Source organism: Albidovulum litorale (assembly GCF_025751495.1).
Classification (GTDB): domain Bacteria; phylum Pseudomonadota; class Alphaproteobacteria; order Rhodobacterales; family Rhodobacteraceae; genus Albidovulum; species Albidovulum litorale.
In genome coordinates this window covers 476,221-500,307 of sequence record NZ_JAOWKZ010000004.1, presented here as the reverse complement: position 1 = coordinate 500,307, position 24,087 = coordinate 476,221, and the positions used below count along the sequence as shown (strand labels likewise).

The window sequence follows — 24,087 nt, the reverse complement described above, 5'->3', positions numbered from 1 at the left end:
CTTGTGGGCCGGTTCCGCTGTACTCAGCCCAGCGCGCTGTCACAGCGGGCGCAGGTGCCCTGATGTACGTGGCTGCCGACATCGGGCAGGATCTTCCAGCAGCGCTGACATTTGTCTCCGTCCGCCGTCTCGAACACGACGCCGACGCCTGGCACTTCGGGCAGGCGGAACGCCTCGCCGGGGGCCGGATCTGCGGTCAGGCTGATGCCCGAGGTGATGCAGATATCGGCGAAGGGGACCGATTGCAGGGCCTTCAGCGTTTCCTCATCCTCGACATGCACCACAGGGGCCGCTTCCAGCGAGGCACCGATGACCTTGGCCGTGCGCTGCACCTCCAGCGCCGCCGTCACCACCCGGCGGACGCGGCGGATCTTCTCCCATTTCTGGGCGAGCGGTTCATCCAGCCAGTCGCCGGGCGTCTCGGGCATATCCTCAAGATGGACCGAGGACGCATCGCCGGGGAAGCGCGACAGCCACACGTCTTCCATCGTGAAGACGAGAATAGGCGCAAGCCATGTCGTCAGCCGGTGGAAGAGAAGGTCCAGCACCGTGCGCGCCGACCGGCGCGTCAGGCTGCCTTCGGCATCGCAGTAAAGCGCATCCTTGCGGATGTCGAAATAGATGGCCGAGAGGTCCACCGTGCAGAAGGTGAAGAGGGTCTGGAACACACCCTGGAAGTCGTATTTCGCGTACCCTTTGCGAACGGTGTGGTCCAACTCGGCCAGCCGGTGCAGCACCCAGCGTTCCAGTTCCGGCATGTCGGCAGGCGCGACCTTTTCAGCGTCGCTGAAACCGGCGAGGTTGCCCAGAAGGAAGCGCATCGTATTGCGCAGGCGGCGATAGCTGTCCGCCGTCCCTTTCAGGATTTCCTTCCCGATGCGCAGGTCGACCGTATAATCCGACTGCGCCACCCAGAGGCGCAGGATATCAGCGCCGTATTCGTCGATGACCTCTTGCGGCGCGACGGTATTGCCCAAGGACTTGGACATCTTCATGCCCTTCTCGTCGAGCGTGAAGCCGTGGGTCAGGACGCCATGATAGGGCGCGCGGCCCTTGGTGCCGCAGGCTTGCAGCATCGAGGAATGGAACCAGCCGCGATGCTGGTCGGTGCCCTCAAGGTAAAGATCGGCAATGCCGTCCTCGGTCCCGTCCGCACGGTCGCGCAGCACGAAGGCGTGGGTGGAGCCTGAATCGAACCACACATCCAGAACGTCGAAGACCTGATCATAGGCCTCGGGGTCGTAGTCGTTACCCAGAACCCGCGCCTTGAACCCGTCCTTGTACCAGACATCCGCGCCCTCTTCCTCGAAGGCCGCGACGATGCGGGCATTGACGGCCGGATCGCGCAGCAGGAAGTCTGCGTCGGTCGGCTTCGCGCCCTTCTTTACGAAGCACGTCAGCGGCACACCCCAGGCGCGCTGGCGCGACAGCACCCAGTCGGGCCGCGCCTCGATCATCGAGTGCAGCCGGTTGCGCCCGGTCTTCGGCGTCCAGGTGACAAGCTCGTCGATCGACTTGAGCGCGCGGGTGCGGATCGTGTCGCCGTAGTCGCCCATGCCGTCGTCGAGCTTTTCGTCGATGGCGACGAACCATTGCGGCGTGTTGCGGTAGATCAGCGGCGCCTTGGAGCGCCAGCTATGGGGATAGCTGTGCTTGACCTTGCCCTTGGCAAAGAGCTTACCCGCCCAAGCGAGGTTCTTGATCACCGAGACATTGGCCGGGCCTTCCTTGCCATCGGCATTGATGATCGCCTCACCGCCGAAGATGGGCAGGTCCTTACGATAGGAGCCATCCTCCATGACGTTGTAGGTCATGGGCAGGCCGTATTTGAGGCCAAGCTGATAGTCGTCGTCGCCATGGCTCGGGGCGGTGTGGACAAAGCCCGTCCCCGCCTCATCGGTGACATGGTCTCCGGGCAGCATGGGGACGTCGTAATCCCATTCGCCGTTGGCGTTTTCGACGCCACGGAGGGGGTGGGCAAGCGTCAGCGCGCCAAGTTCCTCGGCAGTCACGTCGCGGAGTTTCTCGAACTCCTCCACCCGCGCGGACGTGAAGATCGAGGCTGCAAGAGTGTCGGCCACGATGACTTTCTCGCCCGCCTGCGCCGACGCGTTGTCGCTGACTGCCCCGACCTGATAAAGGCCATAGGCGATCTCGGGATTGAATGCGACAGCGCGGTTCTGCGGGATGGTCCACGGGGTCGTGGTCCAGATGACCACCGGCACGCCATTCAAGTCACCTTCTGACACCACCGGAAACCGCACCCAGATCGTGTGGCTGGTATGGTCGTGATACTCGACCTCGGCCTCGGCGAGCGCGGTCTTCTCGACCGGCGACCACATAACGGGTTTGGAGCCCTGATAGAGCGTGCCATTCATCAGGAACTTCAGGAACTCGCCCGCGATGACCGCCTCGGCGTGGTAGTCCATCGTCAGGTACGGGTCGGGCCAGTTGCCGGTCACGCCCAGCCGTTTGAACTCCTCACGCTGGACGTCGATCCAGCCCTCGGCGAATTTGCGGCATTCCTGGCGGAAGGCGACGATGTCCACGTCGTCCTTGTTCAGGCCCTTCGTGCGGTACTGCTCTTCGATCTTCCACTCGATCGGCAGGCCGTGGCAATCCCAGCCCGGCACATAGCGGGCATCCTTGCCCATCATCTGCTGCGAGCGGACGACCATGTCCTTAAGCACTTTGTTCAGCGCGTGGCCGATATGAAGATGACCGTTGGCATAGGGCGGGCCGTCATGCAGCGTGAAGGGTGCGCGGCCCTCTTTTTCGCGCAGCCGGTCATAGATGCCGATCTTTTCCCAGCGGGCCAGCCATTCCGGCTCTCGCTGCGGAAGGCCCGCACGCATCGGAAACTCGGTTTCGGGCAGGAAAACGGTGTTACGGTAGTCGGGGGTCGTGTCTGTCGTATCGGCGCACATTTCTGGCGGTCCTTCGGAAGGTCAATCCTGATCGAGGGGCGGTGCGAAATCTCGAACACCTTTGCCCGGCGTCTCTTCTCAGAGCGCCGGGTTCGTAATTCGTATCCCGTGGTGCAGACACATCATGCGCCCGTGCTATAATTCCCATACGCCCGGAGGTAAAGGAGGTGTCCGCATGGCCCCTTACGAACCCACAGACGTCATCACGAGCGTGGACGAGGTCCGGGCGGTCATCCCCGACGAATTCGCATCGCAGACCGGCAAGATCATCGACCATATCGACCCGCTCGTGCGGGCATGGATCGAGCGTTCACCCTTCGTGACGATCGGCACCCATGACAGCCACGGCCGCGCCGATGTTGCACCCAAGGGGGACCCGGCGGGCTTCGTGAAGGTCGTGGACGAAAAGACACTCGCGATTCCCGACCGGCCGGGAAACCACCGCTTTGACACGTTTCAGAACATCATTGAAACGGGCCGCATCGCGCTGATGTTCATGGTGCCGAACCGTCGGGAGGTGGTGCGGGTCAACGGTTCCGCCCGGATCGTGCGGGACCTTGCCCTGCGCGAAACGATGGCGATCAACGGGCGGGTGCCGGAATTCGCGATCCTCGTCGGGGTGGAGGAGGCGTTCTATCATTGCGGCAAGGCTGTGATCCGCTCGGGTCTGTGGCAACCGGACAAGGCAGTATCGGTAGAAGGGCTTCCGACCTATGCCGAGGCGCTGATTGAACACGCGAAACTGGATCGGTCACTGAACGATATGGAAGCGGCAATGCGTGGCAACGAGGAAAACCGCCTTTACGACGAGTGAAGGCGGCGGTTCGGAATCGGTCGTTGGAGTTCAGTCAGGGCCGTCTTTGTCGAGAACATCAATAACAGCGGTCAGCGCCTTGTCCTCCAGCCCCGCGGCCATGCCCTTGTGAGCCATGTCGACGAAAAGACGCGGCAATTCATCGCGGGCGCCAAGCGCCTCAAAACTCGACAGCACATCCTCCAAGGCCGCGGCATAGGTGCGCATCGTGGCGGGCGGGTCGTCGTACTTTGCGCCCGGCGCGGTTGTCGCGAAGTAGTCGTAATAGGGCTTCATCATGCCCATCGAGATTGGCACCAGATCGGAAAACATCTGCATCGTAATGCCCGCCTTCTTGCAGGCCAGCGCGCCATAGATCATGCCCCACATGAAGCCCTGCCGCACGGTGAAGAGGGCCGCAAACAAAGCCGCGAGCGTGCCCGCCTGATCACCCACATGGACCGACGCACCACCCATGGTCTTGATGATCGGGCCATGCGCTTTCCACTGCGCCTCGGTGCCGACCACCGACAGCACGGTCTCTTCGCCACCGATCATGTGCGGGTATGCGTTGATGATGCCCACCATCCATTCGGCACCCGCGCCTTCAAGGAACCGCGCCAGTTCCTCGGCTTCCTCCGCACCGCCGGTCGACAGTTCGATGATTGTCCTGCCCGGCAGTGCGTTCGAGGCGTTTCGCAACACGTCGATGGTCTGGGGATGCGACTTCACGCAGGTGATGGTGACCGGGCTCGCCGCGATGGCATCGGCAGCGGTTTCGGCGACGACTGCGCCATCCGCCCCAAGCGGCGCCGCCTTTTCCGGGCTTCGGTTCCAGACCGTGACCGACCGGCCCGCCTTCATCTGCGCGCGCGCCAGCGCCGATCCCATCGCCCCCAATCCGATGACCGAAATATCCGTCATGGCTTCCCCCTCCCACATTGGCATCCGCATTTCCCCTTCGGGCATGCTAGCCGGTCATCCTCACATCTCCAAACGGACGGGCCTTGAGCCTCATTCCGGACGGCGCGGCATCGCGTCGCTTGCATCGCCCCTTCCCGTGCCGCAAGGATCGGACGAAAGGAGCCGCGATGACCACTTTGCCCCCGCGTTTCGAGGTGACACCGGAGGAAATCGACCGCGTTGTCGCGACCTTCTATGCGGCGATCCGTGAACATCCCGGGCTCGGCCCCGTCTTTGCCGCCCATGTCACCGACTGGCCCGCGCATGAGGCAAAGATCGCAGGCTTCTGGCGCAACGCGATCCTTTACGAGCGGAGCTATGATGGTAATCCGCTGGAGGTTCATCAGCGGGCCGGCAATGTCCGGCCCGGCATGTTCGATCCCTGGCTCGGGCTCTTCGATTCCGTGCTGAAGCGCGAACTCCGTCCCGAGACGGCGGCGGCATGGTCCGCCCTCGCCCACCGGATCGGGCGCGGCCTGCGTTACGGCGTCGTCGAACGCGAAACCCTGCCGGGCGGCGTCCCGAAGCTGCGGTGACAGTTTCTGGTCTCGGCTTGTCTGGGGCGATCTGATCCCGCCCATTGCCGGGCGGGATATTCCGTAGGTTACGCGGGTTCCACCACAACTTCGGCGATCATGTTCGGATGAAAGCGGCAAAAGACCGCATAGGTTCCGGGTGCGTCGTAGGTGACATCCGAACTTTCACCCTTGGCGATCCGGCCAGTGTCCCATCCGCCTGCCTTGTCAGTCGCCGTATGTGGCGCGATGTCGTGGTTGGTCCAGCGCACCGTATCGCCTGCCCGGATTTCCAGCCGGCACGGAACAAAGGCGAAACCCTCAATCCCGGCCTCGACAAGATGCGGCCCGTCATGGGCCCGCACCACCAGCGGCGCCACCAGCCCGGCCCCCATCAGGAGGCCGAACCGGCGTCGGGTTGCGCCGCTCACGACGCGCATTGCAGACCTGCGACCATGTCTTCGGCATGGCCTTCATGCACCTTGAAGGTGACAAGTGCATCCGAAAGAAGCGCCTTCAGCGGCTCAACCGTCGCCCAGGGAATGAACTTGCCCTCGACCGTCTGGTTGACGACCTGATGATAGCCAAGCTCATTCGCGGCATAGGCGCAGTCGAACTCATTGCCCGAAAGCGCCATGAACTCGGCCCGCTTGGCGGCGGCACCTTCGACCAGCGCGCGGCTCAGGTCGTTATCCTCGGGCGTGACGTTCAGCTCGGTGATCAGCGCCACGGCCGCGTCGTTCACCGCCGTGTGGTCGCGGATCATGGTTTCGGCAAAGGCACGAACCGCGTCGTTTTCCGATACCGCAAGCGCGAGGTGGGCATAGCGGATATCGAGCTGCCCGGCCGTGTAAGCGGTATGGGCAATCTGAAGGTCGTTCATCTGGTCTTGGGCAAAAGCCGGGGTGGCCGCCGCAAGCGCGACGGCAATCATGGTCTGACGGATCATCGTGATCTCCTGAAGTTGGGTTTCTCTGTCACGGGACTTGCTGCAACCCGTGACAGAGAAACCCTGAGCGCCTTGGGACCCTCGATCAAGGGGACGGGGAGAATGCGGGACCCGAGGCAAACACTCCGGGACGATCCGCAAAAGCAGTTGCCGAAGTATGGGGAGAACCGGCCGAAGCCGGGCGCGAAAACAGAATAATGGAGGCCAACGATTCGACGATGACGAACAGGGCGACGACGACGACCACGTCGACGAGACTTTTCCGGAAAAACGATCTGAAGCGCATCATGCACTCTCCAGCGAGAGGGTTGATCAGTTTCCAACCTTTAGAACTTAAGATACAGCTCGGTATCGTTACTGTTAATGATACAGATCTGTATCGAAGTCAACTATTCTCTCTTTTGTGTGTATTTGCCTGAAAATTATTGAATTTTTTCCCATGCCGATAGATTATTAACTGCAAACCTGCCGCCGAACCGGTAGAAACGAATCTGTAGCGATAGAGGGAAAGACGTGAAGCGAAGCGGCATTCGGGCCCACATCCTGTCCGTTGCGGGCGAACTCTTCAACCGCAACGGCTGTCACGCCACAGGGATCGACCAGATCGTGGCGGAGACGGGCGTCGCGAAGACAACGCTTTACCGCCACTTCAAGTCGAAAGAGGACCTGATCGTCGCCGTACTCGACGCATTCGACGAAGAGGAACGGGACGCGCTCCGCACCCGCGCCGAGGCCACCAATGGCACGCCTCAGGACAAGATCCTCGCGACCTTCGACCTCCTTGGCGAATGGATTAAGGCCGACACGTTCTTCGGCTGCCCGTTCGTTGCCGCCGCTGCCGAATATCCCGAAACCGGTGGCGTGATGAACCCGGTTTTCCAGCACGCGGCGACCCACAAACGGCTGGTAGCCGCGTTCTACGAAGACCTTGCCCGCGCGGCAAAGGTAACCAATCCAAAGGATGTCGGCCAGAAACTGCAGATCCTGTTCGAGGGCGCCATGGCCACCGCCCATGTCTCGCGCGACCAGAATGCCGCCGAGAAGGCGAAGGAAATCGCGGCGCTGTTGCTGGCGAACTGAGCCCGTCAGGCGGCCCGGCGGCGATATTCGGTCGGCGCCAACCCAAACTTTCCGGCGAAAGCACGTGTGAATGCGGCGGGTGAGGAATAGCCCGCCTTGCCCGCGATTTCCTGCACTGTGGACTGCGAGCGTTCCAGCAGCGCCAGCGCCTTTTGCAAACGCCAATCGGACAGATAGGTCATAGGCCCGACACCGACGAGTTGGCTGAACCTCTCGGCGAAACGCGAGCGTGACATGGCGACCTCCGAGGCGAGGCTTTCCGCCGTCCAGCCCTTGTCCGGGTCGCGGTGGATCAGTTCCAGCGCCCGGCCGATCTGGCGGTCACGGAACGCCTCCATCAGCCCCATGAGTTCGGGCGACTGGCCGATCCCCGCCCGCAGCACCTCGATGAAAACGATCTCTGACAGGCGGGTGATCGCCGCCTCCGATCCCAGCCGGTCGGCAAAGGCGCGGCGCGCGGCCAGCCGCAGCATCTCATCCAGAAGCGGTTCCCTGAGCCGCATCGCGGCGGTGATAACGATGTGGTCGGGCAGCGCCCGCAGGATCGGGTGATCGGCACGTTCGCGAAAGTTAAAATGGCCGCAAAGCATCTGGGTCGAAGCCGAAGGATCGCCATCGCCCACGCGCAGAACCCCCTGCCCGTCATAGCCCACGGCCTCCAGCACCGTTTCCAGTTCCGGCGCCTGCCGCCCCGGCGCGTCGGCCAGCACATGAGGCCAGCCCTTGGGAATCATGACCAGATCTCCGGGACCGAGCGACAATTCCGCCCCGCAGGCGGTCGTCACGTGCAGTTGCCCCTGCATCACCAGATGGAACCGCGCGGCCGAGCCGAACTCCGGCACCCTGACCGCCCAGGGACCGGTGAAGTCGGTCCGGAAATAAAGGGCACCGCGCAGGTCGAGCGTGTCGAGAATGTCGTCGAGAATGTCCATCGTGCCCTCCGGGATTGTCCCGGTCTTTGGGACAGCACGTAGAGTTCACCGGAGTGAACACGCGGGCAACCGGGTTTTGGGCAGTTTCACGCGGGTTTGACCGAAAGGTCAGGCAGCGTGATCCCCTGCATCGCCTTGGAGAGTTCCTCGCGGCACTTGACGATAATGAAATCGGTGAAGGCGCGGATTTTTGGATCGCGCAACCGGCGATGCTGGGTCAGGCAGGTGAGTTGCACCGGCACTGGTGGCGTGTCCCGCACGACCGGAACCAGCCGCCCGTCCCGCAGATACTCGGCGACCTCGAAGATCGGCTTCATTACGATCCCGCGCCCGTCGAGCGCCCAGCCCGTCAGCACATCGCCATCATCGGTTTCGAACGGCCCCGCCACCTCGAACCTTTTCGGCCCGCCGGGCGCAAGAAGCGTCCACTGGAATTCTGTTGCGCCTGGAAAGCGCAGGTTCAGGCAGTCGTGCTTCTCGGCAATCAGCCGCTCGCCCGTTTCAGGATCGCCCCGCGCAGCGATGTAGGCGGGTGACGCGCAAAGGATACGCGGGCATTCGGCGATCAGCCGCATCTTCAGCGTCGAATCCTCCAGAAGCCCAAGATGAAACGCCATGTCGAGCCCCTCGCCGATCACATCGATCTTGCGGTCCGACAGGCGCAGGCGCACGTCGATCTGGGGATAGGCATCCTTGAACTCGGGCACATGCGGCGCGATGAAGCGCCTCCCGACGCCCAGGGGGGCGGCGACGAACACCGTGCCGCGCAGGTTCTGGGTGGAGGCCATGACCGCCGCTTCGGCATCGTCGATCGCCTCCAGCACCTTGCGCGCGCCTTCGTAGAACAGCCGGCCGTTCTCCGTCGGCTGCAACCGCCGCGTCGTGCGGTTGAACAGCCTGACGCCGAGGTGCTTCTCCAGTTCCGCGATCCGCGCCGAGGCGACAGCGGGCGATGTGCGCTGATCCCGTGCGGCGGCCGACATGGAGCCAAGCTCGAAGACCCGAACGAACATCTTGATATTGTTCACATAGGCCATCGCCGTCCCCTCACCCGACATTATTCGGCAATGATTGAAAGTTCTCAGTTATTCTAAGGATTATCAGGGGAATGCGCTTCGGTATAGCGTCATCTGCACTGAGTCCCTGAGGGAGGAGCGGGATGTACGACTTCATCGTGCTGGCCGACTGGCTGGAATTCGCCGTGCGCTGGCTGCATGTGATCACCGCGATCGCATGGATCGGCTCGTCGTTTTATTTCATCGCGCTCGACCTCGGCCTGCACCGCGACCGCAATCTGGCGAGTGGTGCCGACGGCGAGGAATGGCAGGTTCATGGCGGTGGCTTCTACCATATCCAGAAATACCTCGTCGCGCCCGAGAAGATGCCGGGCGACCTGATCTGGTTCAAATGGGAAAGCTATGCGACCTGGCTTTCGGGCTTCGCGCTTCTCTGCCTCGTCTACTACCTCGGGGCCGACCTTTATCTTGTCGATCCAAACGTGCTCGACATCCCGGTCTGGCAGGCGATCCTCATCTCGCTCGCATCGCTGGCGGTGGGCTGGCTGATCTATGACACGCTTTGCAAGTCGAAACTCGGCGAGAGTCCCACCACGTTAATGGTGCTCCTCTACATCATCCTCGTGGCTCTGGCGTGGTTCTACACGCAGGTCTTTTCAGGCCGCGCGGCACTTCTGCACCTTGGCGCCATCACCGCGACGATCATGTCGGCGAACGTCTTCATGGTGATCATCCCGAACCAGAAGGTCGTGGTCGCAGACCTGATCGCGGGCCGCACACCTGACCCGAAATACGGCAAGATCGCCAAGCTGCGCTCGACCCATAACAACTACCTGACGCTGCCCGTCATCTTCATGATGCTGTCGAACCACTATCCGCTGGCCTTTGCCACGGAAAACAACTGGTTGATCGCCAGCCTCGTCTTCCTGATGGGCGTCACGATCCGACACTGGTTCAACACCCAGCACGCCCGTGCGGGCAGCCCGACCTGGACCTGGATCGCGACGGTGCTGCTCTTCCTTCTCATCGCATGGCTCTCCACCGCGCCCCTCTTCCGTGCGGAGGCCGAGGGCGAGGCGAAGCTCAGCCACACCGCCGAGCGGTTCGCGGCGGCGGGCGATTTCGAAGAGGTCGAAAGCATCGTCCTTGGCCGCTGCTCGATGTGCCACGCCTCCGAGCCCTTCTTCGAGGGCATCCCATGGGCGCCAAAGGGTGTGATCCTCGAAACCCGCGAACAGATCGCCACGCAGGCACGCGAGATCTACCTTCAGGCCGGGGTCAGCCACGCCATGCCGCCCGCCAACGCCTCATTCATCGAGCCCGAGGAACGCGCCAAGATCGTCGCGTGGTATCGCGGCGTCACACGGGGCGATGGCTAGCCGCGGCTGCAATCACTTGAAAATCGACGCATAACGCGGGGCGAAGAACTTGATGAACTTCTTCACTTCCGGGCGTCGGTACGCTTCCGGCGACACCAGCAGAAGGTGATCCTGCGTAAGCGCCTCGACCGGATCGAAGCAGCGGATCAGGTTGTCGTCCGGTTCTGAATGCTTGACGTTCAGAAGGCCCAGTCCCTGTCCATTGGTGACCGCTTCCCGCATAAGAGCGAACTCTGCAAATGCGCCAACGATCTGGTCCGGTGTGATGAACTGCAGCAGCCACGCTTCGTTTGGACGCGGCGTCGGATCGGGCCGATAGACCACGAAGCGATGGCCCTTCAAATCGGCCTCGCTCATCGGCAAACGCCTTTTTGCGGCGTAGGCACGCGATCCGTAAACCGCGTATCGTGCGACGCTTATCTTGCGGCATATTAGATCGGGTTCGGGCGCCTTTGTCGTAAGCCTGAGTGCAACGTCGGCCTCGCCGGCGGCAAGGTCCAGAACTTTCGTCGTCTGGATGAACTCAAATCCGACACCGGGATTGGCCACGGTGAAATCGTAGATTATCCGCTGCATGCGGGGCGAGAAATTGGCTCCCGGCGCTGTGATGCGGATCGGCCGTGACCGCGTCAGATCCGCGGCTTTTTCCTCAAAACCCTCTGCCGCTTTCTCGATGGCCTCAGCCTGCGGCAAAAGTGCCCGCGCCAGTGCTGTCGGGCGAAACCCCCGTGTCTCGCGCTCGAACAGGACCAGTCCCAATTCGCGCTCCAGCGCATCGATGCGCCGCGCGACGGTCGGCTGTGCCGCGCCAAGCTTGCGCGATGCGGCCAATGTCGAGCCCTCGCGATAGACCGCAAGGAAGTAGCGGACGTTCGACCAGTCGCGAAAAGCGTTCTTCATAAATGTAGAACAACACAACGACAGCACCGATACCAGCGAAATAGAGAGCGAGGTAACGTCAGGACAGAACGAGCGCAGGGGAGGACCCGACATGACCACCTTAGCATCGCCACTGTTTGATTTTGCCGGATGGCTGCGGTTTTCCAGCACAGCGCGCCCGGCAACACCGCCCGCAACCGAAGCCGAACAAGACGCCGACCGCGCGCGCCGCGATTTCGTGCTCGAAATGCTCGACCGTCATCCCGAAGCATTCGCGTCCGATCACAGCGTCCAAAGCATGCTGTCGCTTTACCGCGAGCGGTTCTGAAACCGCAGGCGATCGGTTCGCACCTTTCGCTCGGATTGCTCCGAGTCCATTCCCGGCCGCACGGGTGTCCGGCCAGCGCCTTCATCCTCCGGCAAATCGCCATTCGGTGATCTGTTCGCGGGGCTCACCGGGCATCAGTTCAATCGACGGAAAGCCGGGATGGTTCGGCGCATCGGGCCATCCCTGCGCTTCGATGGCCAGACCCTCATAGGCCGCCCGGCCCGGCCGAACGGCATCGCGCCCGTCATAGACCTGCACGCCGGGCTCTGTCGTGGCGAACTGCATCGTCACCCCTGACTGTCCGCGCAGCCAAAGAACCGGCCGCAGGGTCTGCCGGTCGTCAGAAAGGCAGAAACAGGTATCGAGCGCCGGATCGCCTGGCGCAATGTCTCGCGCTGCCCGGAAATCTAATGCCGTCCCGGCAACCGCCGGGATCTCACCAGTCGGCACGACCTCATCCGTCACCGCCAGAACCCGGTCCGCCGCGACCTGAAGCCGGTGGCCCGCCCAGCTTTCCGACCCGTCGAGGTTCCAGTAGCTGTGATTGGCCGCGTTGAAGAGCGTCGGACGATCCGTCCGCGCCGTTACCCGCAGCCGCAGGGAGGAGGGCGTCATGGAATACTCCGCCCGAACCTGGCGATTGCCGGGAAAGCCGCCCTCGCCATGCGCAAGATCAACGGCAAGCGTAACGTGATCTGACGAAAGGCCCTCGACCCGCCAGAGCTTGGCATGCGTACCAGCGGCCCCGGAATGCAGCAGATGCCGCTCCCCCGGCGCACGCTCCAGAACGATCTCGTTTCCCCGAAGCCACGCCCGCCCCGCGCCCAGCCGGTTGGCCACCGGCGCGATCAGCGCGCCGTGCCAGCGCATCGCGCCCTCGTAATCCGCCAGCCGGTCGGAGCCGAGCGTCAGGCTGTAGGGCAGACCGCCGAACCGCAGATCCTGCAGGATCGCGCCATAGGTCAGCACCGCAACCTGTAAGGCACCTACCGACAGTTCAACCCGCTCGACCGCCTCGCCCGACCGGGTAGTGCCGAACGGCGTGCGGGCACCGCTCATGCGCCGGCGCGTTTCAGATAGGGAAACCAGTCCTCGCGCAGCCGGTCGCCCGGCTGCATGTCATGGCCCGGGAAGGGCGGCGAGGTGCGGCCCGGCCGTTCGACATACCGCGCATCGTCGCCAACAAGGCGCAGCGAAAACGCCCGCCGACGCGCCGTCGCGGTATTGCCGCGCGCACCGTGCAGGGTGCGGAAATCGAAGGCTACCGCGTCGCCCGGTTCCATCTGCCATTCCAGCACCCGCATCCCTTCTGCATCGGGGTCCGGCACCGGCATGTAGGCCTCGGGATCGGGATAGAAGTTTTCCTCCGACAGCCATCGCGTCGGCAGCACTTCCTTTTCCCACAGATGCGACCCGGCGACGAGCCGCAATGTCGCCTCCTTCACCGGATCGACCGGGGACCAGAAGCTGACGGTCTGGCGCCCGCCGACGAAATAATAAGGCCCGTCCTGATGCCAGGGGGTGGCCTTGGTCGTGCCCGGTTCCTTGACCAGCACATGGTCGTGAAAGACCTGCACGGTATCCGACCCCATCAGCCGCGCCGCAACCTCTGCTACGTCGGACTTCGCGATCACCTCCTGAAATTCGGGGATGCGCTGCCAGTTGCAGTAGTCGTCGAAGAACCGCCCGCCCTCACCCGGCTTCAGGTTCTCGGCCGCATAGGGGCCGGGTTCAGCCATGTTGCGTTCGATCCCCGCCGCAATCACATCGACCCAGTCGAACCAGAGCCCCTTGACCAGTACCGCCCCGTCGCGCTGATAGGCCGCGACCATCTCATCCGTCACCGTAACCGCCATCGGACCCTCCCATTTTCCGGGCACCCTCGCGCCCTGCCCGGCGATCGTCAATAGCGGGTCGTCATCCGATGACCGCGCGCGAAATACAGGCGCACATGGGTGATCGACTGCCCCTCCCACCACGTCGTGCGCTCCACCGTAAAGACCGGCTCGCCCGGGCTCATCGACAGGTAGTCAGCCGTGCGCGCGTCCGCAGCGGTGGCCAGAAAGCTGATCTCCACCTCCGAAAACGGCACCGCCCTGACCAGCCATTCATTCGGGCCGTCCGCCGAAAAATCCGCATCTTTCGCACGTGGCAGGGCGTCGAGGTTTATCCAGCGGTCCTCGAACTGATAGGGCGCGCCATCGGCAGCGTGCAGACAGGAAAGGTGCAGGACTTTTGCCGTCGCTCCAAGCCCCATCCGCGCGCGCAGCCAGTCCGGCGCGGGAGCCACCTCGCGCCCCAGAAGCGCATAGCGATACCGTGCACCCGTGGCCTCGATCTCTTCCCGCACCAGCGGAATTTCGAACCGGGCCGACCGAAGGGGCGACGGTCTTACGCGTGTTCCCGCCTTGCGGCGACGCTCCAGAAGCCCCTCATCCGTCAGTTCCCGCATCGCCCGGTTCACGGTTGCGCGGGCCACGCCAAACACCTCGGCCAGTTCCACCTCACCCGGCAAGAGCGTCCCCGGCGCCCAGTCGCCCTCGGTGATCCGGCGCAGGATCTCGGCCTTTACCTCGCGGTAGCTCGTCAGATCGGGGCGCGGCGTATCGCTCATGGACAAGGTTTCACTTTTGCTATTTGCTCAAGCATATCGGCTTTTTGCCTGAGGAAAAGATCATGCATATCGTGATCCAGCCGGAAGAGTTCGACCGTCAGCCCTGGAAGAACGGCGGCGGTGTCACGCATGAGATCGCGCGGGTGGAATTCGACGGCCACCTGCACTGGCGTCTGTCGCTGGCCGAGGTCGCCGCCGACGGGCCATTCTCCGCCTTCCCCGGCCTTGCCCGCATCCTCACGGTGATCGAAGGCGCGGGGCTCATTCTCGAAACGCCCGGCGGACCGATTGCCGCCCATTCGCTCGACCCTGTGCTGTTTCCCGGCAGCCTGCCGGTCCATGCCCGGCTGATCGGCGAAAAGGTGCGCGATCTGAACCTCATCTACGACCCGGCGCTGATCGACGGCGCGGTGCGGCTGGTGGATGACACCCACCCGCTGCAGGAAGGTGAAACCGCTGCCCTCTTTTGTCTCTCCGGCCAGTTCGGTCTGCCAGACAATGAGATTGGCCCGGGCGCCGTTGCACTGCTGGACCCGGGATCGCCTGCGCCGAAAGCAGAGCCCGGCGCGACCGGTCTTTACATCTCGCTTCAAGCAGCCTCCGATTAAAGTCCTGCCACCAGTTCCTCGACCGCTCGGCGATAGGCCGGGACCACGCGATCCCGCGCAATGTGCCGACTGCCCCGGACGGCATGCCGCCCCGCCGACCACAGGTCGGTGACAAGCCCGTCCGGCGCGGCAAAGACCAGACCGTCGAGAAGCTGCGCCTCGTTCAGCGCGCAAAGCGCGGGATGCGTGCTGTCGATGGCGACAAGATCGGCCAGATGCCCCGTTGCAATCGCCCCGGCGTCACGTCCCAGAGCCTTTGCGCCGCCCGCCGCCGCGCCGGTATAAAGCGCGGTGCCGACCGAACCCGGACCCATTACCAGCACATTGCGCTGTACGTCCCGTAGACGCTGGGAATATTCCAGCGTCCTCAGTTCCTCGACCAGCGAGATACGGACGTTCGAATCCGAGCCGACCCCGAAGGCCCCGCCCGCCGCCAGCCAGCCCGGCCCGTTGAACGGACCGTCGCCAAGATTGGCCTCGGTGATCGGGCAAAGGCCCGCCACCGTGCCGGACCGCGCAAGCCCTTCGGTTTCGTCCGCCGTCATATGGGTCGCATGGATCGCGCACCAATCCGGCCCCATCGGGGCATTCGTCAGAAGCCATTCCACCGGCCGCGCCCCGAGCCAGTCCGAGATATCGGCTACTTCCTGTGGCTGCTCGGCGACATGGATATGAATGGGTCCCCCCGCCGCCAGCGGCATGACGGCTGCCAGATCGCCGGGTGACGTGGCGCGAAGGGAATGCGGGGCAATGCCGACGCGCGTATCCGCGGGCAGCCCCTTCGCCGCGCTGCGCGCCGCTGCAACCAGCGAAACGAACCGATCCACATTATTGCCGAACCTGAGCTGCCCGCCCGCAAGCGGCCTCTCACCTGCCCCGCCATAGGTATAGAGCACCGGCAGATGGGTGAGCCCGATCCCCGTCTCCTCTGCCGCCGCAAAAATGCGGGTGCTGAGTTCGGCGATATTATCATAGGGCGCGCCACCCGGTTGGTGGTGGACATAATGGAACTCACCCACCGCCGCATAGCCCGCCTCCTGCATCTCCAGGAACACCATCGCCGCGATAGCCTCCACCTGTTCGGGCGTCAGCCGGTCGAGGAAGCGGTACATCAGTTCCCGCCAGGTCCAGAAGCTTTCCCGCCCCGCCGCGCGGTATTCCGTCATTCCCGCCATCGCGCGCTGAAAGCTGTGGGAATGGAGGTTCGACAGTGCGGGCAGCAGCGTGTCGACGCGCACGTCCTCAGCCCCCGGCCGGGCGTCTGTTTCCACCGCCACGATCCGCCCCGCGTCAACTCCCAGCCGCACCCTGTCAGCCCAGCCCCCCGGCAAAAGCGCGCGCGTCGCGAAAATCATATCTGGACTCCATTATGTCTAGACATATAACTCATACTCCCGTACAAAGCATCGAAGCAACCGAATTCTTCCCCGAAGGACAAGATGCGCCAGCCGAACGCTCTTTTCGTGAACTGCCACGCCGCGACGATGGCGGGCGATGCGCCCTATGGGCTGATCGAGGAGGCCGCCATCGCGGTCACGCCCGACGGCATCCTCTGGACCGGGGCGGAAGCCGACATTCCCGCCGCCGTCGCGCATTACCCGCGCCATGACCTTGGTGGGCGGCTGGTGACGCCCGCGCTCATCGACTGTCACACGCATCTTGTGCATGGCGGCAACCGCGCGAATGAATTCGAGATGCGGCTGATGGGCGCGAGCTACGAGGAGGTCGCGAAGGCCGGGGGCGGCATCATCTCCACCGTCCGCGCCACGCGCGAAGCAAGCGAAGAAGACCTGATCGCCGCCGCCCTGCCCCGGATCGACACACTCATTGCCGAGGGCGTATCCACGGTGGAGATCAAGTCCGGCTACGGGCTCGACATCGACACCGAGTTGAAGATGCTCCGCGCCGCGCGCCGCCTTGCCGCGCTGCGCCCGATCGAAGTCCACACGACCTTTCTCGGCGCCCATGCTGTGCCTGCGGAATTCAAGGGTCGCGCCGACGCCTATCTCGATGAGGTCTGCATCCCGGCGCTGAAGGCCGCGCATGAGGAAGAGCTGGTCGATGCGGTTGACGGTTTTTCCGAAGGCATCGCTTTCACCCCGGCCCAGATCGCCCGTGTCTTCGATGCGGCCAAATCGCTCGGCCTGCCGGTCAAGCTCCACGCCGAACAGCTCTCCAATCTCGGCGGTGCGGCGATGGCGGCATCTTATGGCGCGCTGTCGTTGGACCATCTGGAATATCTCGACGAACCGGGCGTTCAGGCCATGGCCAGCGCGGGAAGTGTCGCGGTCATTCTGCCCGGCGCTTTCTACGCGATCCGCGAAAAGCAGGTGCCGCCCGTCGGGTTGTTCCGCAAACACAACGTTCCGATGGCCGTTGCCACCGACCTCAATCCCGGCTCCTCGCCGATGAACTCGCTTCTCTTGGCCATGAACATGGCCTGCACGCTCTTCCGCATGACCCCGGAAGAGGCGCTGGCGGGCACCACGCGCAACGCCGCGACAGCCCTCGGCCTCACTGACCGGGGCGTGATTGCCCCCGAACACCGCGCCGATTTCGCGGTCTGGAACGCAGAACACCCGGCCGAACTCAGCTACCGCTTCGGCTTCAACCCGCTCCACCAGCGCATCATCGGAGGCTGGATTGACATCCCTCTCGCTTAAACCCGGCGCCGTCACGCTGGCCGACCTCGCCCGGCTTTATACCGAAGGGCTTTCCGCAAAGCTCGACCGCGCGGCCAAACCCGCCGTGGAGCGCGCCGCCGCCGCCATCGCCGAGGCCGCCGCCGGGGGTGGTCCCGTCTACGGCGTCAACACAGGCTTCGGAAAGCTCGCCTCGGTGCGGGTCGCCGCGAAAGACACCGCCACGCTTCAGCGCAACCTGATCCTCAGCCATTGCTGCGGTGTCGGTGCACCGATCCCCCGCGCCCATGCGCGTCTGATGATGGCGCTGAAACTCCTTTCGCTCGGTCGCGGCGCGTCTGGCGTGCGTTGGGAGGTGATCGAACTGATCGAGGGGATGCTGGCGAAGGGCGTCACCCCAGCCATCCCCGCGCAAGGCTCGGTCGGCGCATCCGGCGACCTCGCCCCCCTCGCCCACATGACCGCCGTGATGATCGGCGCCGGCGAGGCTGAATTTGGCGGTGAAACCCTGCCCGGTGCCGAGGCCCTTGCCCGCGCGGGCCTCACGCCGGTCGTGCTTGGCCCAAAGGAGGGGTTGGCGCTGATCAACGGCACCCAGTTCTCCACGGCCTTCGCACTTGCGGGCCTCTTCGACGGCTGGCGCGCAGCACAGGCGGCGCTTGTCACCTCCGCACTTTCGACCGACGCCATCATGGGCTCCACCGCCCCCCTGCAACCGGAAATCCACACGCTGCGCGGCCATGCGGGTCAGATCGAATCCGCAGCCTTCCTCCGCGCCCTTCTCGACGGCTCTGAGATCCGTGAAAGCCACCGCGAGGGCGATACCCGCGTGCAGGACCCCTACTGCATCCGCTGCCAGCCGCAAGTCACCGGCGCCGCGATGGACGTGATGCGTCAGGCCGCCCGCACGCTGGAAGTGGAGGCCAATGCCGCCACCGACAACCCGCTGGTCTTGACTGAGGCGGGCCTCATCGTCTCGGGCGGCAACTTCCACGCCGAACCCGTGGGCTTCGCCGCCGACATGATCGCGCTCGCACTGGCCGAGATCGGCGCCATCGCCCAGCGCCGCATCGCCCTGATGGTGGACCCCACGCTTTCGCACGACCTGCCGCCCTTCCTGACCCCCAATCCCGGCCTGAATTCGGGCTACATGATCGCCGAGGTCACGACGGCGGCGCTGATGAGCGAGAACAAGCACCTCGCCCACCCAACAGTGACGGATTCGACCCCCACCAGCGCCAATCAGGAGGATCATGTCAGCATGGCCGCCCACGGCGCCCGCCGCCTTGGCCGCATGGTCGAGAACCTGAACCGCATCCTCGGCGTCGAACTCCTTTGCGCCGCGCAGGGCATCCAATTCCGCGCGCCGCTGCAAACGTCACAGCCCTTGCAGGCTGTCCTTTCCCGCCTCCGGACCGACATCCCGTCCCTTGCCGAGGACCGCTATCTCGCCCCTGATCTGGAAGCAGCCGCCCGCCTCATCGCCACGGGTGAAATCGCCGAGGCCACCGCGATGACCCTGCCCGGGGTCGCGGCATGAACACCTTCGACATCACGAGGGGAGACAGCCCGGTCATCCTCGGCCAGCCCCATGGCGGGACTTGGCTCCCCGACTCTTTGACCGCGCGTCTGAACGACAACGGCCGCAAGCTCGCCGACACCGACTGGCACATCACACGGCTCTATGATGGACTCCTCGACGGCGCGACGGTGGTCCGCTCCAATGTCCACCGCTACGCCATCGACGCCAACCGCGACCCGGCGGGCGTCTCGCTATATCCCGGCCAGAACACGACAGGCCTCTGCCCCGTGACCGATTTCGACGGCAATCCGATCTGGGCCGAGGGACAGGAGCCGTCCGAGGACGAAATCCTCACCCGCCGCGACACCTTCCACGCGCCCTATCACTCGGCTCTGGCCGATGAGATCGAACGGGTGAAGGCGCGCCACGGCGTCGCGATCCTCTACGACTGCCACTCGATCCGCTCGAGCATCCCCTTCCTGTTCGACGGCACGCTGCCGGTCTTCTCCATCGGCACCAATGACGGCCAGACCTGTGCCGCCCGCATCCAGTGCCTGACCGCTGATCCCTGCCTGAACGCAACCGGCATGGACACCGTCATCAACGGCCGCTTCAAGGGTGGCTGGACCACCCGCCACTACGGCAGACCCGAAACCGGCATCCACGCGATCCAGATGGAACTGGCGCAGCGCGCCTACCTCGCCGCCGAAGCGGCACCCTGGGCCTATGACCCCAAAACGGCCGCGCCCACCCGCACGATCCTCGCAAAGATCCTGAAAAACCTCGACCACCTCGCCCGCTCCGGCGCGCTGACCTGAAGGAGGCCACATGCTCGACCTCGACCGCAAGAACACACGCGACGTCTTCCCGCCCACCGGGACTGAACTGAACGCCAAAAGCTGGCTGACGGAGGCCCCCCTCCGGATGCTGATGAACAACTTGCACCCGGATGTCGCCGAGAACCCGCATGAGCTTGTCGTCTATGGCGGCATCGGCCGCGCCGCGCGCTCTTGGGGCGATTTCGATCGCATCGTCGCGAGCCTGAAGACCCTTGAGGCCGACGAAACCCTGCTGGTCCAGTCCGGCCGCCCTGTCGCCGTGGTAAAAACCCATGCCGACGCGCCGCGCGTGCTCATCGCCAACTCGAACCTCGTGCCGCATTGGGCCACCTGGGAGCATTTCAACGAACTCGACCGCAAGGGTCTGATGATGTACGGCCAGATGACGGCCGGATCGTGGATCTATATCGGCACGCAAGGCATCGTTCAGGGCACCTATGAAACCTTCGCCGAGGCCGGCCGCCAGCACTATGGTGGCGACCTGAAAGGCAAGTGGATCCTCACCGCAGGCCTTGGCGGCATGGGCGGGGCGCAGCCATTGGCCGCCGTCTTCGCCGGCGCCTCCTGCCTTGCCGTGGAATGCGACGAAACCCGGATCGACTTCCGTCTGCGCACGAAATACCTCGACGAAAAGGCGCGCACCCTTGACGACGCCCTTGCGCTGATCGACAAATGGACGAAGGCGGGCGAGGCGAAGTCCGTGGGCCTACTCGGCAACGCGGCCGAGATCGTGCCGGAACTCGCCGCCCGCATGAAACAGGGCGGTCCGCGCCCCGATATCGTCACCGACCAGACCTCGGCCCATGACCCGGTTCACGGCTACCTGCCCCTGGGCTGGACCGTCGCCGAATGGCGCGCCGCACAGGAAAGCGATCCGAAACGCGTGGAACGCGAGGCCCGCGCCTCGATGAAGCGCCATGTCGCCGCCATGGTCGAATTCCACGAGGCGGGCGTGCCCACCGTCGACTACGGCAACAACATTCGCCAGGTCGCGAAGGAGGAGGGGTTGGAGAACGCTTTTGCCTTCCCCGGTTTCGTGCCCGCCTATATCCGGCCCCTCTTCTGTAAGGGCATCGGCCCCTTCCGCTGGTGCGCGCTCTCGGGCGACTCGGAGGACATCGCCAAGACCGACGCGGCAATGAAGAAGCTGTTCCCCGAGAACACCCATCTCCACCGCTGGCTCGACATGGCCGCCGAACGCATCGCCTTTCAGGGCCTGCCCGCCCGCATCTGCTGGATCGGCCTCGGCGACCGGCACCGCGCCGGGTTGATGTTCAACGAGATGGTGGCGTCAGGCGAACTGAAGGCCCCCATCGTGATCGGCCGCGACCACCTCGACAGCGGCTCCGTCGCGAGCCCCAACCGCGAGACGGAAGCGATGAAAGACGGCTCCGACGCTGTCTCCGACTGGCCGCTCCTGAACGCGCTCGTCAACACCGCATCCGGCGCTACCTGGGTCAGCCTCCATCACGGTGGCGGCGTCGGCATGGGGTTCAGCCAGCATTCCGGCGTCGTCATCGTCGCCGATGGCACGCCAGAGGCCGCCAACCGCCTCGAACGCGTGCTCTGGAACGACCCAGCTTCCGGCGTCTGGCGCCATGCCGATGCGGGCTATGACATCGCGAAGGACTGCGCGAAGGAACACGGGCTCAAACTCCCGACAATCCTCGGAAACTGATCCCTTTCACTTTCTGTCCGAAAATACTCTGGGGGTCCGGGGGGCAACGCCCCCGGCGGGTCGCCCCGGCGCAAGCCGGGGCGAAACCCGACCTTATCGCCGTTGAGGTTCGGCGAGGCCGTCTCCATGCCCCTCCCCCTTGCCTCGGCACGCCCGTTCTGGTCTGGTCGCCGCCAACCGCAACCGTCCCGATAGCGCCTTGTTTTTCTACCGCCTCCTCGCCCGGATCCTGTTTTCCGCCTATGCGCTCAGGCTGACCGTCTCGGCACGGGGTGACGTGTATACCGAGCGGATGGGTCGACTGACCGCGCGCGAAGGGAGCGGGCCGCTCCTCTGGCTCCATGCCGCATCGAATGGCGAACTGACCTCGGCCCGCTCGGTGATCGACACGCTGCAATCCCGCGCGCCGGGCCTGCGCCTGCTCGTCACCACGAACAGCGAGACGGCCCGGACGCTTGCAAAAAGCTGGGGGCTCGACGCGATCCTCGCACCTCTCGACATGCCCGGCCCCGTGCACCGCTTCCTCGACACGATGCACCCCGCCGCGCTTGTCGTCGTCGAGAACGAGCTCTGGCCCGAACGGCTCACCGCCTGCGCCGAACGCGGCATCCCGGTCTTCGTCATTGGCGCCCGCATGTCGGCCAGCAGCGCCCGGAACTGGGGTCGGGTTCCCGACCTCGCCCGACAGGTCATGGAAAGCATCCGTTTTCTCTCGGCGCAAGACGCGGCCTCCGAGGCGCGGTTCCGCACGCTCGGCCTCCGGCCCGACCGCATCGGTCCCGTCACCAATCTGAAATCCGCCGCGAAGGCCGCAAATGCCGAGACTAGCCTGCCCTTTCCCCGCGCCATGACGCTTCTGGCTGCCTCGACCCACGAAGGCGAGGAGGAAGTCGCGCTCACGGCCTTTGCCAAAGCCCATGCCGAACGTCCTGACCTGCGCCTCATCCTCGCCCCCCGCCATCCCCGCCGCCGGGATCAGGTGGAGCGCCTGATCACCGCGACGGGCCTCTCTCACGCAACCCGGTCGCGGGGTGACGCGCCAGCATCCGCGACGGTCATCTACCATGCCGACACGATGGGCGAGATGGACCTCTGGTACGCCGCCGCAGGCATGACCCTCGTCGGTGGCTCACTCGTCGATCACGGCGGCCACACGCCCTTCGAACCCGCCGCCCATGGATCGGCGATGCTGCATGGGCCGCATACGTCGAATTCCGCGCCGGCCTATGACGCGTTGCGACAGGCGGGCGGGTCGGTCGAGGTGAAGACGGCGGAGGACCTCACGACGGCCATCCTGAGCCTCGCCGACCCCGGCAAACAGGCCCATCTTACCCGCCGCGCGACCGAGGCTCTGGCAGGGCTGGCAACGACAAACGGCCTAGATCACTTCTACATCGAACTCGCCCGCGCCACCGGCCTGCCGGACATCGCGAACTGGCCGGAGGCGCCATGCAATTCACCCTAGCAGACCTCGACGCCGCAGCGGATCTTGTCCACCGCCACATGGCGCCTACGCCGCAATATGCATGGCCACAACTCGCGGCGCGGACCGGGGCCGAGGTCTGGGTCAAGCATGAAAACCACGGTCCCATCGGCGCATTCAAGGTTCGCGGCGCGATCACCTTCATCGACTGGCTGAGACGCACGCATCCCGATTGCCCCGGCATCATTACCGCGACGCGCGGCAATCATGGGCAAGCGCAGGCGCGGGCCGCGACCAGGGCCGGGCTGCGGGCCGTGGTTTACGCGCCCCACGGCAACTCGGTCGAAAAGAACACGGCGATGCGGGCCTTCGGTGCCGACCTGCGCGAATTCGGCGCGGATTTCGACGCGGCAAAAGACGAGGCGATGCGGGTCGCCACGTCTGAGGGCCTCTTTCCCGTGCCGCCCTTCCACCGCGAACTTGTACGCGGCGTCGCGACCTATGGGCTGGAATTCTTCCGCGCCGCCCCGCCGCTCGACGTGGTCTATGTGCCCATCGGCTGCGGGTCAGGCATCTGCGGGGTGATCGCGGCGCGCGACGCGCTGGGGCTCGCGACCGAGGTGATCGGTGTCGTGGCCGAGACTGCCCCCGGCGCGAAGCTTTCCGTCGAAGCGGGCCGCCCGGTCGCCACCAACTCGGCCGCGACCTTTGCCGATGGCATGGCGGTGCGCGTTCCAGTGGCCGAGGCGCTTGCCATCTACGGGCCCGGTGCCGCGCGGATCGTCACGGTCAGCGAGGATGGGATCGCCGAGGCCGTCCGCTCCTACTTCGCCGACACCCACAACGTGGCCGAGGGCGCGGGCGCGGCCGGTCTCGCGGCGCTCATGTCCGAACGCGACCGCATGGCCGGAAAGCGGGTAGGCCTCATCCTTTCGGGCGGCAATATCGACAGCGCGAAATTCGCCTCGGCCCTCTCTGGAGCAACCCCCTCTCCCTGAAA

24 protein-coding genes are annotated in these 24,087 nt (G+C 64.6%); 12 read left to right on the top strand and 12 right to left on the bottom strand.

Annotation, left to right across the window (positions count from 1 at the left end):
- Nucleotides 1-23 precede the first annotated feature (23 nt).
- Nucleotides 24-2,927, bottom strand: coding sequence for an isoleucine--tRNA ligase (ileS, locus tag OEZ71_RS17755; protein ID WP_263741389.1), 2,904 nt, complete (start codon nucleotides 2,925-2,927; stop codon nucleotides 24-26).
- 175 nt (nucleotides 2,928-3,102) lie between these two features.
- Between ileS and OEZ71_RS17750 the strand changes: the two genes are divergently transcribed.
- A complete protein-coding gene (locus OEZ71_RS17750) occupies nucleotides 3,103-3,741 on the top strand; it encodes an MSMEG_1061 family FMN-dependent PPOX-type flavoprotein (RefSeq protein ID WP_263741388.1) in 639 nt (212 codons plus the stop codon).
- Nucleotides 3,742-3,771: 30 nt separating this feature from the next.
- On the opposite strand, the gene OEZ71_RS17745 is transcribed toward OEZ71_RS17750, so the two are convergent.
- Nucleotides 3,772-4,644 (bottom strand): NAD(P)-dependent oxidoreductase, encoded by an 873-nt coding sequence (locus tag OEZ71_RS17745; protein ID WP_263741387.1) that lies wholly within the window; start codon nucleotides 4,642-4,644, stop codon nucleotides 3,772-3,774.
- A 167-nt stretch (nucleotides 4,645-4,811) separates the two neighbouring features.
- On the opposite strand from OEZ71_RS17745, the gene OEZ71_RS17740 reads away from it, so the two are divergent.
- Nucleotides 4,812-5,219 carry a group III truncated hemoglobin gene (locus tag OEZ71_RS17740; protein WP_263741386.1) on the top strand — a complete coding sequence of 136 codons (408 nt, stop codon included), beginning with the start codon at nucleotides 4,812-4,814 and terminating at the stop codon, nucleotides 5,217-5,219.
- 68 nt (nucleotides 5,220-5,287) lie between these two features.
- On the opposite strand, the gene OEZ71_RS17735 is transcribed toward OEZ71_RS17740, so the two are convergent.
- The 3 genes from OEZ71_RS17735 to OEZ71_RS17725 form a co-directional block, all read right to left on the bottom strand.
- Nucleotides 5,288-5,638 (bottom strand): cupredoxin domain-containing protein, encoded by a 351-nt coding sequence (locus OEZ71_RS17735; protein ID WP_263741385.1) that lies wholly within the window; start codon nucleotides 5,636-5,638, stop codon nucleotides 5,288-5,290.
- Nucleotides 5,626-6,147, bottom strand: a complete 522-nt coding sequence (locus OEZ71_RS17730) for a DUF4142 domain-containing protein (protein ID WP_263741384.1) — start codon at nucleotides 6,145-6,147, stop codon at nucleotides 5,626-5,628. Before OEZ71_RS17730 ends, OEZ71_RS17735 begins: the two co-directional genes overlap by 13 nt.
- Before the next feature lie 85 nt (nucleotides 6,148-6,232).
- Nucleotides 6,233-6,433, bottom strand: coding sequence for a hypothetical protein (locus OEZ71_RS17725; protein ID WP_263741383.1), 201 nt, complete (start codon nucleotides 6,431-6,433; stop codon nucleotides 6,233-6,235).
- A gap of 227 nt (nucleotides 6,434-6,660) precedes the next feature.
- Between OEZ71_RS17725 and OEZ71_RS17720 the strand changes: the two genes are divergently transcribed.
- On the top strand, nucleotides 6,661-7,227 hold the full coding sequence (locus OEZ71_RS17720; protein WP_263741382.1) for a TetR/AcrR family transcriptional regulator: 567 nt from the start codon (nucleotides 6,661-6,663) through the stop codon (nucleotides 7,225-7,227).
- 5 nt (nucleotides 7,228-7,232) lie between these two features.
- Here the strand turns inward: OEZ71_RS17720 and OEZ71_RS17715 are convergent, their stop codons facing one another.
- Nucleotides 7,233-8,159 carry an AraC family transcriptional regulator gene (locus OEZ71_RS17715; protein ID WP_263741381.1) on the bottom strand — a complete coding sequence of 309 codons (927 nt, stop codon included), beginning with the start codon at nucleotides 8,157-8,159 and terminating at the stop codon, nucleotides 7,233-7,235.
- Nucleotides 8,160-8,245: 86 nt separating this feature from the next.
- A complete protein-coding gene (locus OEZ71_RS17710; RefSeq protein WP_263741380.1) occupies nucleotides 8,246-9,196 on the bottom strand; it encodes a LysR family transcriptional regulator in 951 nt (316 codons plus the stop codon).
- A 122-nt stretch (nucleotides 9,197-9,318) separates the two neighbouring features.
- On the opposite strand from OEZ71_RS17710, the gene OEZ71_RS17705 reads away from it, so the two are divergent.
- Complete coding sequence (locus tag OEZ71_RS17705) at nucleotides 9,319-10,554, top strand: urate hydroxylase PuuD (protein ID WP_263741379.1); 1,236 nt, start codon at nucleotides 9,319-9,321, stop codon at nucleotides 10,552-10,554.
- A 12-nt stretch (nucleotides 10,555-10,566) separates the two neighbouring features.
- On the opposite strand, the gene OEZ71_RS17700 is transcribed toward OEZ71_RS17705, so the two are convergent.
- The gene (locus OEZ71_RS17700) at nucleotides 10,567-11,454 is read right to left on the bottom strand and encodes a LysR family transcriptional regulator (RefSeq protein ID WP_263741378.1); all 888 of its coding nucleotides are present in this window, start codon (nucleotides 11,452-11,454) and stop codon (nucleotides 10,567-10,569) included.
- 91 nt (nucleotides 11,455-11,545) lie between these two features.
- On the opposite strand from OEZ71_RS17700, the gene OEZ71_RS17695 reads away from it, so the two are divergent.
- Nucleotides 11,546-11,761 carry a hypothetical protein gene (locus tag OEZ71_RS17695; protein WP_263741377.1) on the top strand — a complete coding sequence of 72 codons (216 nt, stop codon included), beginning with the start codon at nucleotides 11,546-11,548 and terminating at the stop codon, nucleotides 11,759-11,761.
- An 81-nt stretch (nucleotides 11,762-11,842) separates the two neighbouring features.
- Here the strand turns inward: OEZ71_RS17695 and OEZ71_RS17690 are convergent, their stop codons facing one another.
- The 3 genes from OEZ71_RS17690 to OEZ71_RS17680 are packed head-to-tail and all read right to left on the bottom strand — an operon-like array spanning nucleotide 11,843 to nucleotide 14,375.
- Entirely contained in the window at nucleotides 11,843-12,820 is a 978-nt protein-coding gene (locus OEZ71_RS17690; protein ID WP_263741376.1) for an aldose epimerase family protein, read from the bottom strand.
- The gene (locus tag OEZ71_RS17685) at nucleotides 12,817-13,617 is read right to left on the bottom strand and encodes a phytanoyl-CoA dioxygenase family protein (RefSeq protein ID WP_263741375.1); all 801 of its coding nucleotides are present in this window, start codon (nucleotides 13,615-13,617) and stop codon (nucleotides 12,817-12,819) included. The genes OEZ71_RS17690 and OEZ71_RS17685 overlap by 4 nt, the downstream gene beginning before the upstream one ends.
- A 47-nt stretch (nucleotides 13,618-13,664) precedes the next feature.
- A complete protein-coding gene (locus tag OEZ71_RS17680; RefSeq protein WP_263741374.1) occupies nucleotides 13,665-14,375 on the bottom strand; it encodes a GntR family transcriptional regulator in 711 nt (236 codons plus the stop codon).
- A gap of 62 nt (nucleotides 14,376-14,437) precedes the next feature.
- Between OEZ71_RS17680 and OEZ71_RS17675 the strand changes: the two genes are divergently transcribed.
- Nucleotides 14,438-14,983 (top strand): HutD/Ves family protein, encoded by a 546-nt coding sequence (locus OEZ71_RS17675; RefSeq protein ID WP_263741373.1) that lies wholly within the window; start codon nucleotides 14,438-14,440, stop codon nucleotides 14,981-14,983.
- On the opposite strand, the gene OEZ71_RS17670 is transcribed toward OEZ71_RS17675, so the two are convergent.
- Complete coding sequence (locus OEZ71_RS17670) at nucleotides 14,980-16,338, bottom strand: formimidoylglutamate deiminase (RefSeq protein WP_263741372.1); 1,359 nt, start codon at nucleotides 16,336-16,338, stop codon at nucleotides 14,980-14,982. The two genes, OEZ71_RS17675 and OEZ71_RS17670, sit on opposite strands and share 4 nt — an antisense overlap.
- Nucleotides 16,339-16,422: 84 nt before the next feature.
- On the opposite strand from OEZ71_RS17670, the gene hutI reads away from it, so the two are divergent.
- The 6 genes from hutI (at nucleotide 16,423) to OEZ71_RS17640 (ending at nucleotide 24,085) form a co-directional block, all read left to right on the top strand.
- The gene (gene hutI, locus OEZ71_RS17665; RefSeq protein ID WP_412175649.1) at nucleotides 16,423-17,646 is read left to right on the top strand and encodes an imidazolonepropionase; all 1,224 of its coding nucleotides are present in this window, start codon (nucleotides 16,423-16,425) and stop codon (nucleotides 17,644-17,646) included.
- A complete protein-coding gene (gene hutH, locus OEZ71_RS17660) occupies nucleotides 17,627-19,165 on the top strand; it encodes a histidine ammonia-lyase (RefSeq protein WP_263741371.1) in 1,539 nt (512 codons plus the stop codon). The genes hutI and hutH overlap by 20 nt, the downstream gene beginning before the upstream one ends.
- Nucleotides 19,162-19,965 carry an N-formylglutamate deformylase gene (gene hutG, locus OEZ71_RS17655; RefSeq protein WP_263741370.1) on the top strand — a complete coding sequence of 268 codons (804 nt, stop codon included), beginning with the start codon at nucleotides 19,162-19,164 and terminating at the stop codon, nucleotides 19,963-19,965. The genes hutH and hutG overlap by 4 nt, the downstream gene beginning before the upstream one ends.
- 10 nt (nucleotides 19,966-19,975) lie before the next feature.
- Nucleotides 19,976-21,664 (top strand): urocanate hydratase, encoded by a 1,689-nt coding sequence (hutU, locus tag OEZ71_RS17650; RefSeq protein WP_263741369.1) that lies wholly within the window; start codon nucleotides 19,976-19,978, stop codon nucleotides 21,662-21,664.
- Between the two features lie 199 nt (nucleotides 21,665-21,863).
- Nucleotides 21,864-23,129 (top strand): 3-deoxy-D-manno-octulosonic acid transferase, encoded by a 1,266-nt coding sequence (locus tag OEZ71_RS17645; protein WP_263741368.1) that lies wholly within the window; start codon nucleotides 21,864-21,866, stop codon nucleotides 23,127-23,129.
- Nucleotides 23,114-24,085, top strand: coding sequence for a threonine dehydratase (locus OEZ71_RS17640; protein WP_263741367.1), 972 nt, complete (start codon nucleotides 23,114-23,116; stop codon nucleotides 24,083-24,085). Before OEZ71_RS17645 ends, OEZ71_RS17640 begins: the two co-directional genes overlap by 16 nt.
- Nucleotides 24,086-24,087: the final 2 nt, after the last annotated feature.